Below are 14,921 nucleotides of genomic sequence, written 5' to 3'. Positions count from 1 at the left end.
CACGGCTAACTGGAGTTGAGACTATTGCTGGCGATCGCCCCTTAATAAGCGTCTCAACTTCAGTTCTTACACTCCTTGGTACCCACCTTACTACCACAACCCCTCTTCAAAATTGGCGAAGGTATTGGTAGTAGAGTGAGGGCTCAACCCTGTCTGTGAAATGAGTGTATAAATAATGCTCTCGGATAGACTTGAGTTCATGTTCTTCAAATTGATTGTTTTCAAGCGCTTCTGGTTGGCTAGGAGCTTGGGTAGCTTTAATCAGGGCAGTCAACTTTGACCATACTATAGAAAAGGGGTTTTGTAGATACCTCTGAATCAGTGATTTCTTTTCATTGCAAGGCAATTCTACTTCCTCTAAATTCTTATTGAGCCAATCATTCATATTCTTAGACATATGTGTTTTCTTTTGAGAGATTGAGTTTTGATGTATTTGGTTGAGTTGTGTTGTCTGTGTGGTCTTGTGTTTCTTCAATTCACCGGAATGCACCTCACGCTATCACGCTAGAAATCTAGGACTACACGTACTAAGTAGAGGTCACCATACAAGAGGGTTCGGAATTCGCCTGAGGAATAAATTATTGTCCAGAGTTGTCAACATTTTGATTTCCGACCCCGATTAATGACGAGTTGTACTAAGTCCCCCTGCCAAGACGAGCGAAAAGTCATGGTTTTCAAGGCCTGCCTCTGCAGGCTTTATTCGTCGTGATCCACCTTTCTAAAGGGAGGGTGACGTGGTGCAAAATATAAGTCTCTTACTAGCTGCCCAAAGCTGCTAATAACAGATGAAAGAAACACATTTATCTAAATCCTTAAAAGCTTTGCTGTATCAGGCTTACAAAATGTGTTTCTTGAGAGAGTTCTTACTGAGTTTTTCACCTAGGTAGAGTTTTGTCTATTAAAGATTGATAAGTTAAGGACAAACTTAACTGCAATAGGAACATGCAGCAAGCACTTGGTTTACCCCTATAATCTCCACACTCTCCCACTCCCCCCTCGCCAACATGGGAAAATTAAACGTCTCACAGCTTACAGCAGTTTTCAATTCGGTAGAATACAGGTTGGCTGTAGGGGCACAGCATTGCTGTGCCCTTACTATGTGGTTTGTAGTCTATGCATATGAAAAGCGCTGTAACCTCCCACGGGCAATCACCACGACTCCAATACAAGATTGCGTTCACTATTTCTTGTAAGTTGACAGTGCGTTTTTGACAACAACGAGGTTGCTCAAATTTTGTACAAGCGCAATTTTAATTGCATAACAGTAGCTTCAATCGTCCACCGACAGTCCCACAACTACCATACAAATTTCATTCGTTAGGACTTGGTGCAAAATGTCAAGTTGCCGACTTCGCTACTGGTAGTAATGGTTCGATGATTAGCCACTGTTTATCATTCATACCGTTTCTTTATAAAGATGCACTTAATCAACCTGGCTCAGCCGCAGGCTTTGTTTGTCTGCCCGCGTTGCTCGTACGCTAAGGGCTGTGGGTGAATAAAGCGCAAGCTCACATAGAATTGGTATCAGATCTATAAGATATGCTTTTCGCTCCATCGCTGGCTTTACATTAAACATCTCACCTTTAGAACTCTGTATCCAATTCCTTAATATTGTTTTTATAGATACCTTCTAATCGCCAATGAATAACTAAGTAGAATCATAAAATGGAAATAAGTTACCTCACATTTTTGTTCAAGAAAAATTGATGGGATTTTGTCACTCAGTATGAAACCAAAAGCCCTTTATTTAGGGAGAAAAGCCAAGAAAAATAATGTAGCTTATAAGCGCATATTTTTGGTTTGTACGGCCTTATACGGTTAGGTGCAAGATGTGAGTAACCCAAAAATACTTAAGTTATAGTGAAACCGCTTAAGTTGATCCTTAACCTAACGATTTTCTCTGGCTAAAACTTTCCAGACTTGAAAAACTAAAAGACGAAAAGCGTTCCATCCTTGATAAGAGTGCAGTAAAAAGAGTAATGATAAGGATAACTGCACCTTTACGTATGATGGAAATCTAGGTGTCAAGTTTGTCATTAAAGTTTTTAGCCTTACCACACAAGCAGAGCTCACTTAGCGGCTTTGTGTGTTTCAAAACAATCTTTGCAATAGAATAGCAAAACTCATCTAAGAGGTGGAGAGAAACTATGAAACAGGCTGATTCTGGGACACTCGTTCAAGATGGAAAGGCAACTGCATACAAAAATGCGGTTTTAGATGATAAAAAACTTCAAGATGGTTTAAAAAGCATCAATCCGAAATTTGGAGATTTTTGTACCCGCGTAGCAGGCGAAGCATGGGGTCTTCCATTAATTGACCAAAAAACCAAGGCTCTAATAACAGTCGCTGTTGATGTTGTGAATCAAGATCAAGTAGGAGCTGGTAGCCCTTTTGCAGCCCACGTGAATATGGCTATCCAACAAGGAGCCACACGTGCAGAAATCGAAGAACTTCTTTTGTTCATGTGCGTTTACGCAGGATTCAATAAGGCTGCAGGGTGCTTTGGTACCCTGAATGATATTCTCGGCTCTTCAGCATGATCTTCTAAAAGGCTCATAGAGTTGATAAATTGCAGAATAATTCAGTGCGTGATCACGTGCTTAAACACCAAATCATCCTCTATTTCAGTCATTTATTGCAACTCTGCACTATCTGACTACAGCCGATTAGTAAAGTGTACAACCGAGCACTGCAATTTTTACTACTATCACAGAGGTTTCAGATGAAAAAACGAACTAACTACTACCAAGAACTGTCTGCAGATTATTCAAAGCCAGGTCTAGTTGACAGTGTGTTAGCAGGCAAACTGATCAAGGACGCTGAGGAATACATTTCTCTTCGTGAAGAAACCTTACCTGAAATAACTCCGCAATACAACTTAACGCAAATAGAAAAGGAAAACAGAGATTGGTGGCCAACCCACTGTGAAGCCCTGCGACAAGGCAGGGGAGACATTTTAGCAGGTGAATACGCCAATAATCTTGTCTACCTGTGCGCTGATGGACCTTTTCTTGGTAGAACAGCTGGGACACAGAGAGAGGTAAATTGGTGGGCAGTTATTGCCCAACCAGATGTAACGATGACTTGGCCCATCGTTATGTTTCATGGTGAAGTCGTTTACTTTGAATGGTACTGTATGGATGACGAGACGAATGAAGTCATCGCTAAGGGAAACGTAACCTGGCTCCGACGCGGGCACAGAGGCGCATGCCACTTAAAATGCGAGCAACTTACCTTTTATCGCGATGTTTTTGCACCAACTGAATTGCTGCAGTTGATCAAGCGCTAATAGGAAATGTAGCAAGTTACCAGGCGGCACACTGAAAATTTATCAGCCCAGATGATAAGGGACAAAAGACAACATGGCAACTACAGCTTCTAAGACTAAGGGAAAAATAGGTATACTCATTGAGGAGCACTTTGACGAAATTGAATTTCGAGCATTCAACGAGTTCTTCCCTGCGAATGGATACGAGGTAGAGTACATATCCCATCTATGGAACCAAGAGCAATTGACCTTTAAGGGTATTGACTTAACAGAAGAAGTCACAGTTACGGTAGAAGTGAACGATATTGAGCCTACCGATTATGAAGGCATTCTTCTAATTGGTGCATATGCTATGGATCGTCTTCGTTATGAAGAGCGTCATAAAAAGGGTCAACCCAACCAAGCTCCTGCCATTAAATTTCTCCGAAAAGCTGTCAAGGCTATGGATGCTGGCAGATTAAAGATTGGAACTATCTGCCATAGCCTATGGCTATTTACTGCCGATCCAGAACTGCTGAAAAACCGTGAGGTTACTTGTGCCCATAACATCTTGTGTGATGTCGAAAACGCTGGAGGCATCATTATCTTCGATGGTGATGGTACCAAGGACTTACATATCTATGGCAATCTGATCACAGCCAAACACCCTAATGTAGTCGCCGAGTTTATGGACATCTTCTTAAAGGCAATTAAGGAGCAGCAATTGCAGGTACTGACCAAGTAGGAAAGTAAAACTAAACTAGAACTAAAGAACCGAGCTTTTTAGGTGGGAAAAAGGCCGCTCCCTCGGTTTCACGTTAAAATTTGGGTTAACGGTCGAACTCTGGAGTGGCTAATTAGCAGAAGATTCAGCATCAAACCTGCAATTATGACTCAAATACTTGATTTTCTACCTTCAGAGCAGCCCGGTAAGATTCTCTGCGCCTACGTTAATGCCACTAGCCAGATTCAGATTGCTCGGATCGTGAATGTTTCCAATTGGTACTTTGAGCGAGTTATTTTCCCAGGACAACGTCTTTTATTTGAAGCACCGCCGGATGCTCAGCTGGAAATTCATACGAGCACGAAGGTTTGTGCAATTCTATCAGATAAGATTTTGTGCAACCGCCTACGCATCAAATAAGGAAGCAGTTAACCAGACGGCAATATCTTTGCGAGGCTTAAAACATCGCACCGAATTGGGGTAGATGATTAATTAACACTCTTAAGTAAGAAAAAGAGCAAAATGACTGCAACAACACCTAAATTCCAGACAGAACTGGCTGGACAAAAGTACCAAGTAGAAGTGGGACGGACACATCCCTTGGGTGCAACACTATGCAAAGATGGAGTAAACTTCTCAGTCTTTGCAGAACATGCGACATCTGTCGAACTCTTATTATTTGAAGACCCTAATGACCTGGAACCTATCCAGATTATTAAACTAGACCCAAAGAACAATAAAACCTTCCACTTTTGGCATATCTATGTCAAGGGGTTGAAACCCGGAACTGGCTACGCCTATCGAGTTGACGGTCCTCAGGATTTACACCAAACAGGAAACCGTTTCAACAAAAATAAGGTACTCCTCGATCCCTACTCTAAGGGAAACGCCAATGTCCTTTGGAACCGTATTGATGCTTTAGGCTCAAAAGATAATCTGGCTACCTCAATGCGTAGTGTAGTCATTGATATATCTGATTATGATTGGGAAGGCGACCGTTGTCTCAATCGGCCAATGAGTGACACTATCATTTATGAGTTACATGTTGGTGGATTTACTAAGTCACCTTCCTCTGACTGCAAACATAGCGGTACATTTTCTGGAGTCATCGAGAAAATTCCTTACTTAAAAAAACTAGGCATAACCGCTGTTGAATTGCTGCCAATATTTGACTTTGACGAAACGGAAATTGTCCGAGAAGTTAACGGAACACCACTGAAAGACTACTGGGGATACAACCCCCACAGCTTCTTCGCGCCTGAAACCTCTTATTGTTATGCTCCTCAGGAGAAAAGCCCGATTAACGAGTTTCGGGATATGGTTAAGGCGTTGCACAAGGAAGGGATTGAGGTCATCCTGGATGTCGTCTTTAACCACACCAGTGAAGGCAACCATCAGGGTCCAACCATCAACTTCAAAGGTCTTGGGAATAGTACTTACTATCACCTTGTATCTTGGGATAGACAGTACTACATGGACTACTCCGGCTGTGGAAATACATTCAACTGCAATCACCCAATTGCGGAAAAGTTAATTGTGGAGTGCCTGGAATTTTGGGTGAAAGAAATGCACGTTGATGGCTTCCGGTTTGATGAAGGGTCTATTTTATCCCGTGGGCAGGACGGAGTACCCATGGCCCATCCGCCGGTAGTCTGGCACATTGAAACATCCGCAGCCTTGGCTGAAACCAAAATCATTACTGAGGCTTGGGATGCTGCTGGGCTCTACATGATTGGCGACTTTCCTGGATATCGTTGGGCAGAATGGAACGGGCGCTTCCGAGACGACATTCGGCGCTTTGTCAAAGGGGAGCCAGGACTGGTTGGGGCAGTCGCTGTACGCATTGCCGGAAGTGCCGATCTCTATCAAGAAACCGGACATCTACCGATTAATAGCGTTAATTTCATTACTTGCCATGATGGGTTCACCCTCAATGATTTGGTCTCGTACAACGACAAGCACAATGAAGCGAATGGTGAGAACAACCAAGATGGTATCAATGAAAATTTGAGCTGGAATTGTGGCACTGAAGGAGAGACTGACGACCCAACAATTGATGCATTGCGGCGACGACAAATTAAAAACTTTGCAGCCATTCTTTTGCTCTCTCAGGGCGTTCCAATGATAGTGGCTGGTGATGAAGTCAGACGCACTCAAAAGGGCAATAACAACGCCTACTGCCAAGATAACGAGATAAGTTGGTTTGACTGGGATCTTGTCGAGAAGAACGCAGATATATTCAGGTTCTTTAAGCTGATGATTGACTTCCGTAGTTGCTATTGTCATCCTGGCTTACGGCGCAGTTATTTCTTCAACGGCGAAGTTAATGAACGCGGTCTAGCGGATATCTCTTGGCATGGTTGTAAGTTATATAGCCCGGGTTGGCACGACCCTCATGCCAGAGTTCTCGCATATACTTTGGGGGGCTTCGACGGAAACGCAGATATTCACGTCATGTTTAATATGTACTGGGAGGATATAGAGTTTGAAATTCCCTCTGTTCAAGACAGGAGGTGGTATAAAGTCATAGACACAGCTCTTGCTTCTCCTATGGATATTGTGGAAAGAGGGAAAGAAATTATGGTTTCAGATGATGTATATATCGTCAAAAATCGCAGTATTGTCGTTCTAATTTCCCAATAATTTCAACTCATCAACTTCACTTCTAGGAAGAGATTTAATGAATAACATAGATTTTTCGTTTTCAGATATGCTCGCTGGGTATGTCACTGATTTTGACCCGCATCAGGGAGCGAATGGCACTTTCGGTCTCAAGACATCAGACGGAAGGAACTTTAAGATAGCATTAACCTCAACCACTTATGCTGAACTGGTACGCAATCTAGAAGAACCTTATTACGATTGCACTAGCCAGATGGGAGCAATGCTTGTTCCAAATCGCTATCTTTTTGTGTATGGCATTTTCTATGCTGAAGCGGGTGAACACAAGTTTGAAGGCAAACACATAGTTTTTCTAGGCAGGACAGAAAAGGAGTATATATTTGAGAAGCAAGATTGGTGGGTCAAGCAGATACAAAGCCTTGCCAATTTTTATCTGAAAGCTCAGTTTGAAGATGGCGAAATTGATTATCGAAAATATCGCACTGGTATCGGCTTAGTTGGCTCTAAGGAAGATAGTAATCGTCAGGAGACTGACACCATTTCGCGCCTAGTTTACGGTTTTGCTACAGCCTACATGATGACTGGGGATGACCGCTACCTAGAAGCTGCAGAAAAAGGCACCGAATACCTGCGCCAACATATGCGTTTTCTGGATGAGGGCGAAGGGATTTGCTATTGGTACCACGCTGTTGACGTGAAGCCAGATGGCAGCGAGCAGAAAATATTTTCCTCAGAATTTGGGGATGATTATAATGCTGTTCCAGCTTACGAGCAGATTTACGCGCTGGCTGGTCCTACTCAAACCTATCGGGTGACGGGCGATCCCCGTATTATGAACGATATTGAGTTGACCGTCAATTTGTTTAACAAGTATTACCTGGACAAAAAGGAATCTGGAGGATTTTTCTCCCACATTGACCCAATTACTCTCAGCCCTTACTCTGAGACTTTAGGCCATAACCGCGCAAAGAAGAACTGGAACTCGGTAGGTGACCATGCTCCAGCCTATTTGATCAATCTCTGGTTAGCGACTGGCGAGGAAAAATACGCTGATTTCCTTGAGTACACGTTTGACACCATTGAAAAGCGGTTCCCGGATTACGACCATAGCCCATTCGTTCAAGAACGTTTTCATGAGGATTGGAGTCATGACACAACTTGGGGATGGCAGCAAAATCGAGCAGTCGTAGGTCACAACCTTAAAATTGCCTGGAACTTAATGCGCATGAATCACCTGAAACCAAAAGAAAAGTATGTCGCCCTAGCCGAAAAGATTGCAGAAATCATGCCTGCAGTTGGCAGCGATCGACAGCGTGGAGGGTGGTACGACGTCGTAGAGCGCATACTAGAACCAGGACAAGAGGTAAACCGCTTTGTCTGGCATGACCGCAAGGCTTGGTGGCAGCAGGAACAGGCTATCTTAGCCTACCTCATCCTGACTGGCTCATTGGATAAACCTGAGCATCAACGGTTGGCACGTGAATCAGCAGCTTTCTATAACGCTTGGTTTCTCGATAATGAAGCTGGAGGTGTCTACTTTAATGTTTTGGCAAATGGGGTTCCCTACCTGCTAGGAACGGAGCGAGCTAAGGGTAGCCACTCCATGAGCGGTTACCACTCGTTCGAGTTGGCTTACTTGGCTACAGTTTATACGAACTTGCTGATTACTAAGCAGCCAATGGATTTGTACTTCAAGCCAAAACCGGCTGGCTTTAAGGACAACATCCTGCGGGTTGCACCAGATATCCTGCCACCTGGCAGCGTGCGTATTGGCGAAGTATGGATCAACGGGCAAAAGCATTCCGATTTTGATGCTGAAAGCCTGACAGTTAAACTACCATCCTCTCAAGACGAATTGAAAGTTCGAGTGAGACTTCTACCGGCTCAAGTATTTTTTGACGCAACTGTGTTGGAAGTAACTGATGGTACTGCCAAGATATCCTTAACTGGATTATTGGATGCAGATGCTGTGCCACGTTTTCAGGAAGAGTTGGCCAAAGCAACACAAAAGCCAGTCAAACGCCTCGTTTTACTGCTACAAGACCTAGAATGTATAACCACTGCTGGTATGCGGGCCCTCATTTTCATCAAGCAAAAGCTGGGCGCTGACGTGGAGTTGTATGTCATTGGCGCACAAGTACAAGTGGAGCAATTCTTGAGGGTGAGTGCATTCTGCGAAGGCATCATAATGGCAGATAAGTATGAAACTGCTGAGCTGGCTAGCGTGTAGTTACAGCAGTTTTTAAATCAGTAGACTACAGCCGTAGGGGTGAACGGCCGTATGCCTCCTTGGTCGGCATGCTGCGCGATCGCCCTTACAAAGGGTATGGTTCATTTACCCGAAAATTCTTGTAAGGTCAACAGTCTACACCAAAAGATCATGATTTCCGTCTGCTAGCAACAAGCTGCACCTTCTGGCACGGAAAGAGTATCGATTTGATCGCCACGTTAACGAATGAGGAAATATTATGGCTAAGCCTGTTCTAATCACAGTAGATGACGATCCAGAAGTTCTACGGGCGATCGAGCGCGATTTACGCCGTGAATACGGCGAAAACTTCCGGGTACTACGCGCAGACTCCGGTCAAGCAGCCCTAGAGGCGCTGAAAAGACTGAAACTGCGTAACCAACCAGTAGCTTTGTTGCTAGTAGACCAGCGGATGCCGAACATGACCGGTGTAGAGTTCCTTGAACAGGCGATGGAAATCGTCCCAGACGCCAAACGCGCCTTACTTACGGCCTATGCCGACACTGATGAGGCTATCCGTGCTATCAATAAGGCTAAGATTGATTATTATTTGATGAAGCCGTGGACTCCCCCGGAACAGGGTTTGTTTCCAGTGCTTAACGATTTGCTTGAGGTTTGGAAAAAAACGTTCCTCCCATCGTTTGAAGGTGTTCGCGTAATTGGCGATCGATGGTCACCCAAAACACATCAAGCCAAAGATTTCTTGGCTCGCCATCATATTCCCTATCTATGGCTGGACATTGAGTCAGAGGAGGGACGCAAGTTGACTGCGGACGTTTACCTTGATGAACTCAAACTACCACTACTGCTCTTCCCTGACGGCTCACATCTTTTACAGCCGACGAACATCCAAATTGCTGAGAGAATCGGGCTGAAAACTCGTGCCGAAATGCCGTTTTACGATGTGCTCATTGTGGGTGCTGGTCCGGCTGGCCTAGCCGCAGCGGTGTATGCTGCTTCCGAAGGGTTGCACACCGTCATGGTTGAAAGAGAAGCTCCAGGCGGACAGGCGGGAACCAGTTCCCGGATTGAGAATTATCTCGGTTTCCCGTCGGGACTAACTGGGGGAGATTTAGCCAGACGTGCTGTCGCACAAGCTCAGAAGTTCGGAGCCGAAATTCTCGCGCCGCAAGAAGTAACTAGCCTTCGTGTAGACGGTCAATATCGATATGTGACCCTAGCAGATGGCTCAGAGTTAAGCTGCCACACCCTAATCATCGCAACTGGCGTATCGTATCGCAAGCTTAACGTGCCTGGCAGTGACAAACTAACAGGTGCTGGCGTGTACTACGGAGCAGCAATGACCGAAGCAATGGGCTACAAAGGCGAAGACGTATTTATTATTGGGGCAGGCAATTCAGCTGGACAAGCTGCGATGCATCTTTCTAAGTACGCTCGCTCAGTGACTCTTCTCGTACGCGGGGATTCACTCAAGAAAAGCATGTCTAAGTATCTGATCGATCAGATCGAAGAGATGAACAATATCGTAGTAAAGGTGTTAACCGAAGTTACTGAAGTGTTCGGCAAAGACAAGCTTGAGGCAATAACCATTGCTAACTCAGCAACTGGTGAAGTCGAAACTGTCCCCGCCTGCGCCCTTTTCACCTTTATCGGTGCAATGCCACGTACCAACTGGTTGCAAGATATTGTAGAGAGAGATTCAAAGGGATACATCCTGACCGGGCCTGACGTTTTGCATGGTGAGATGTACCCGCGAGGATGGACACTACCTCGGTCTCCCTATCTTCTCGAAACTAACGTACCGGGAATTTTCGCGGTAGGTGACGTACGCTATCAGTCAGTGAAACGAGTTGCCTCAGCGGTAGGTGAGGGTTCGATCGCCATTCAATTTATACATCAATATCTCTCATCCTTGTAGAAACATTTAGGTTTTAGCCATGCTTGAGTTGTTGCATAAAATACCCCTGTTTCAAAACTTGACTGAGAATCAGCTGATGTGTTTGATGAACGGCACGCACATCCGGCTGAATCCAGGAGATTTGCTCTTCAAGCAAGGAGAGCCCGCAAAATGCTTTTACGTGGTATTTGAAGGAGCAATCCGGCTGACACGAGAGATTGGTAACCAAGAAGTTGTTTTAGCTACATACGACGCTGGTACATTTTTTGGTGAAGTCCCTCTTCTTGCGGGCACACTTCATCTTGCAAGCGGGCAAGCAGTAGGCGAATGTCACGTGTATTGTTTACACGAGGAAGAGTTTTGGCAAATGCTCATGTTCTGCCCATCGGTGAGACAAGCTGTTCTCGGTTTTATGGCAAGCCGAATGCAAGAGTTACAGATGTTGTCTCAGCAACACGATAAGCTCATTTCCCTGGGTACGCTAGCAGCCGGTCTTGCCCATGAACTGGGTAATCCAACAGCAGCGGCACGTCGGGCTACGGGACAATTGCACGATACGGTAAATGTCTTGCACAACCTCTCGCTTGAATCTATTGAACAACACTTCACCTCATCTCAACTAGAGTACCTTTTGGAGATCAAGCGTAAGGCCATTGAGCAAACCGCTCAACCCTGCAATTTCGATCCTTTGGTTCAAATTGATTTGGAAGATGAACTAACGGACTGGCTGGAATCACATGGTGTTGCTGATGGGTGGAAATTTGTTCCAACCCTGGTTGCAGCCGGAGTTAACGTTCAGCAGTTAGAAGTGATTGGCGAGCAGGTGAGCGCCAATGCACTTAGCGGTGCACTGACTTGGCTAGAGGCAACGTTGGCTATAGCAAGTGTGTTAAATGTCCTTGATCAGGGCGTTACTCGCATTTCTGAGCTTGTCAATGCTGTCAAGGCCTACTCGTATATGGATCAGTCTCCACTAAAGGAGATAACTGTTCATGAAGGTATCGAGAACACGCTCACTATTTTAAGCTATAAACTTAGAAAACACCGTATCCAAGTGATGCGTGAATACGAGCAGAAGCTGCCAACTATTGAGGCCTACGGAAGTGCACTGAATCAAGTGTGGACGAATTTGATTGACAACGCCATTGACGCTTTGGGCGAGGGGGGTACGATTTGGGTGCGTACATCCAGTGCCCAAGATTGCATTACGGTGGAAATTGCGGATAATGGACCAGGTATTCCCCCTGAAATTCAGTCCCGGATCTTCGATCCGTTCTTCACAACTAAGGGTATTGGTGTAGGGACAGGGCTAGGTCTAGAAATTGCCTATCGGATTGTAGTAGGTCAGCATAGCGGAGAGATTCGCTGCTTTTCAAAGCCAGGCGACACACGCTTTCAGGTTACTATACCCATTCGCCCGTTTCAAGAAATGAACAAAGGTAAAAGTGAAGCAGCGCTTACTTGACTAGAGTGCATAAAGGAGAATGAATGACTATCGAGTGTACACATCTGAGTCAGCTACAACCAGTCACACCCAGTGCTGATGGCTGTGAGGAATGCTTGGCAAGTAGAGACACCTGGGTACATCTGCGGATCTGCTTAATTTGCGGGCACGTTGGTTGCTGCGACTCTTCCAAGAACAAGCACGCCACCAAGCACTTCCACAGCACCGGTCATCCCCTCGTAAAGTCTTTGGAGCCCGGTGAGAACTGGGGCTGGTGTTATGCCGATAAAACCTACGTGTATTTATCATAGGTCATTAACTAAAAAATCTGAGGCTTTACAAGTGAAAACCTGGTTGCAACCTCCTCGCCTACGCATTAATGCAGAAAGCGAAGAAGAAAACGGCCGCGCTACTTGGCTGGAACTGTTCTATGACTTGGTGTTTGTGGTAGCGGTCTCACAAGTCGCCCATAACCTTAGCGAAAATATTTCTCTATCAGGATTTTTCGGCTTTGTGTTTCTGTTTATGCCGATTTGGTGGGCATGGATTGGCACTACATTCTATGCCAACCGATTTGATATCGATGACATAGGTCATCGCTTGCTGATTGGTGTGCAAATGATCGCGATCACCGCTTTAGCAGTGAACATACACCATGGCTTGGGCCAAAGTTCAGCTGGCTTCGCCCTTTCCTATGGTGCTGGAAGGGTCGTGCTTGTCATCGAATATCTGCGTGCTGCAAGGCACATTCCCCTAGCGCGTCCACTGGCAACTCGTTACGCACAGGGTTTTGCGATCGCTGCCGCCCTCTGGCTGATATCAGCATTTGTACCCATTCCATTGCGTTTCGGCTTTTGGGCGTTAGGATTAATCGTGGATTTCGCCACGCCGCTCAGCGCAAAACGCTTGCAGCTAGGGCTAACCCACCACGTCGAACACTTACCGGAGCGTTTCGGGCTGTTTACCATAATTGTCCTAGGCGAAGCAATTATAGCGGTCGTCAATGGTCTTTCCAATCAGAAATGGGATGGTAAGAGCGCGATTGCCTTCGGCACGGCCCCTTGGGCAATCGCCGCAGTATTCGGCTTTAGCATCGCTTTTAGCTTGTGGTGGATCTACTTCGAGAACATCGGTAGCTCAGCTCTGAGGTCTGTTGGTGCAACTGGTCGAATCGGGGTTTATCAAATCTGGCTTTACGGGCATTTACCGCTGGTTATTGGACTTACTGCTACCGGAGTTGGCGTGGAACACATTGTATCCAGTCAGCCTAGTGTAGCACTCCCCGCTCCAGAGCGTGTGCTTCTCTGTGGCGCAGTAGCCCTGTGCTTGCTGGCTCTAGCTCTTCTGCATCGTACTGGAGTTATACGCTACTGCAAAGTCCGTTCCAGGTTCCGCCTTCGCTCTGCGGTTGTCCTTCTTGTACTTGCTATAGTTGGCAAAGGCTTGTTGCCCGTTGTGGTAATCGGACTTGTAGCTTTAGTCTGTGCTGTCCAAGTCATTCAAGATTTGTATCAAAGCCGTCCCTCAGTCGCTTGATGAAACTCGATTAAAGTTATAGCGGTATTTTTAGCTACTGCCACCAAGGCAGTAGAAGGATACGCCCGCGTCCCTAAATGCCTGCAGACCAAATCAAAAAAATGCTCGAAGTTGCTCCCAAGTACGGAATCGAAATATTGTAGTTATCAGCCATGAAAACCATCAATCAGAAAACAACAAAAGTCAACTATGCATCCCGCGATCGCAATGGAAAAGCAGTATTCTACGTTCTCCTGTGGAAAAGAAAAGGCATCACCTTAAAGATGTTTGATGACTACTGGCGCAATGTACATGGCCCAGTCTGCGCTAGATTACCAGGTCAATACCAATACTGGCAATTTCACGTAGCTCACAATGAAGGCGGTATGTGGCCCACTCTGGATGGCATAGATTATAGCTGCTCAGAATCAGACCAGTTCGATGGCATTGCCGAATTAACCTTTGCAACAGTTGCCGACCGTCAGACTTGGTTCAATGCCGCTGCTATTCTGATGGATGACGAATACAACATCTTCAGCAAAGCAATTGGATACAATACCAGTCCTGGCAATTCTCAAACTTATGTCGATGGTATTCCCACAGGCGACCCCAACGGAGAGTTAGGGATTCTGAAGTTTCACGTCATGGTCAAAAAAACAGATGCCGTGAGTGTGGAAGCCTTTCGCAAATACATGACAGACAACTTTGCCCCCGCTATTGTCAAGAGTGATTCAGTTCTCAAGTTCCGACTGCATCTGTTTGAAGAAGTAGACAATTCCAGACCAGATGCACCAGGGGTCATTCATGTTGAACCTTTAGAGAAGCAATATCAGGCTGCTTTTGAAATTGCCTTCTCTAATCCCCTGGATATGGCTAACTTCTTTACGTCCCCTGAGTACGCCTCAACGGTCAATTCACAGCCGAAGTACATCAAACAAATCAACACATTTCCAGAAAGAACAGCTTACACCTTTGTTTACGACGGTCAAATGACCATAGCGGGTCAGCGGGGTTCAACGGTAGCAGAACTGATTACAAATATTGGCGCAATCAATCAACTGAAGGAGAACATCACTTCTCTTATGCTTGGTCATCAGCAACAGGTTAAATCTGAGTACCGAACAGCATTAGGGACTTCCAAATAAAAAATTATTCCAGGGTAAGGCAAGACTATAAAACCCAAGTTGCTAGAACTATGTCCAATACACAACTCCTAAAGAAAAAAATCGGGAACTGTAAACCTAAAAACCGCCTTTTTCTAGT

General features: G+C 45.3%; 12 protein-coding genes and 1 pseudogene. 12 read left to right on the top strand and 1 reads right to left on the bottom strand.

The genetic code is table 11. The features are described 5' to 3' along the window. Positions 1-106: 106 nt before the first annotated feature. A complete protein-coding gene (locus V5G28_RS16080) occupies positions 107-397 on the bottom strand; it encodes a hypothetical protein (protein ID WP_332991160.1) in 291 nt (96 codons plus the stop codon). An 857-nt stretch (positions 398-1,254) separates the two neighbouring features. Here V5G28_RS16080 and V5G28_RS16075 point away from each other — a divergent pair. The 12 genes and pseudogenes from V5G28_RS16075 to V5G28_RS16020 all read left to right on the top strand — a co-directional run bounded on the left by V5G28_RS16075 (position 1,255) and on the right by V5G28_RS16020 (position 14,803). Next, positions 1,255-1,482 carry a hypothetical protein gene (locus V5G28_RS16075; protein ID WP_332991158.1) on the top strand — a complete coding sequence of 76 codons (228 nt, stop codon included), beginning with the start codon at positions 1,255-1,257 and terminating at the stop codon, positions 1,480-1,482. Positions 1,483-2,147: 665 nt separating this feature from the next. Then, a complete protein-coding gene (locus V5G28_RS16070) occupies positions 2,148-2,540 on the top strand; it encodes a carboxymuconolactone decarboxylase family protein (RefSeq protein WP_332991156.1) in 393 nt (130 codons plus the stop codon). Between the two features lie 182 nt (positions 2,541-2,722). Further along, the gene (locus V5G28_RS16065; protein ID WP_332991155.1) at positions 2,723-3,289 is read left to right on the top strand and encodes a hypothetical protein; all 567 of its coding nucleotides are present in this window, start codon (positions 2,723-2,725) and stop codon (positions 3,287-3,289) included. A 73-nt stretch (positions 3,290-3,362) separates the two neighbouring features. After that, a complete protein-coding gene (locus V5G28_RS16060) occupies positions 3,363-3,992 on the top strand; it encodes a DJ-1/PfpI family protein (protein WP_332991153.1) in 630 nt (209 codons plus the stop codon). A gap of 144 nt (positions 3,993-4,136) precedes the next feature. After that, positions 4,137-4,385, top strand: a pseudogene (locus V5G28_RS16055) (DUF1830 domain-containing protein); the annotation flags it as partial. Positions 4,386-4,493: 108 nt separating this feature from the next. After that, positions 4,494-6,614, top strand: coding sequence for a glycogen debranching protein GlgX (gene glgX, locus V5G28_RS16050; protein WP_332991151.1), 2,121 nt, complete (start codon positions 4,494-4,496; stop codon positions 6,612-6,614). Between the two features lie 37 nt (positions 6,615-6,651). Next, positions 6,652-8,823 (top strand): AGE family epimerase/isomerase, encoded by a 2,172-nt coding sequence (locus V5G28_RS16045; protein ID WP_332991149.1) that lies wholly within the window; start codon positions 6,652-6,654, stop codon positions 8,821-8,823. 238 nt (positions 8,824-9,061) lie between these two features. Further along, a complete protein-coding gene (locus V5G28_RS16040; RefSeq protein ID WP_332991147.1) occupies positions 9,062-10,720 on the top strand; it encodes an FAD-dependent oxidoreductase in 1,659 nt (552 codons plus the stop codon). Positions 10,721-10,805: 85 nt separating this feature from the next. Beyond that, positions 10,806-12,164, top strand: coding sequence for an ATP-binding protein (locus tag V5G28_RS16035; protein WP_332991144.1), 1,359 nt, complete (start codon positions 10,806-10,808; stop codon positions 12,162-12,164). Between the two features lie 23 nt (positions 12,165-12,187). Further along, a complete protein-coding gene (locus V5G28_RS16030) occupies positions 12,188-12,454 on the top strand; it encodes a ubiquitin carboxyl-terminal hydrolase 14 (protein WP_332991142.1) in 267 nt (88 codons plus the stop codon). Between the two features lie 31 nt (positions 12,455-12,485). Then, a complete protein-coding gene (locus tag V5G28_RS16025; RefSeq protein WP_332991383.1) occupies positions 12,486-13,679 on the top strand; it encodes a low temperature requirement protein A in 1,194 nt (397 codons plus the stop codon). 152 nt (positions 13,680-13,831) lie between these two features. Continuing rightward, complete coding sequence (locus tag V5G28_RS16020) at positions 13,832-14,803, top strand: EthD domain-containing protein (protein ID WP_332991140.1); 972 nt, start codon at positions 13,832-13,834, stop codon at positions 14,801-14,803. Positions 14,804-14,921 lie beyond the last annotated feature (118 nt).

The sequence above is a fragment of the Scytonema sp. PRP1 genome (genome assembly GCF_036697665.2).
Taxonomy (GTDB): domain Bacteria; phylum Cyanobacteriota; class Cyanobacteriia; order Cyanobacteriales; family Nostocaceae; genus Kalymmatonema; species Kalymmatonema gypsitolerans.
This window is presented reverse-complemented; position numbering and strand designations above follow the sequence as displayed.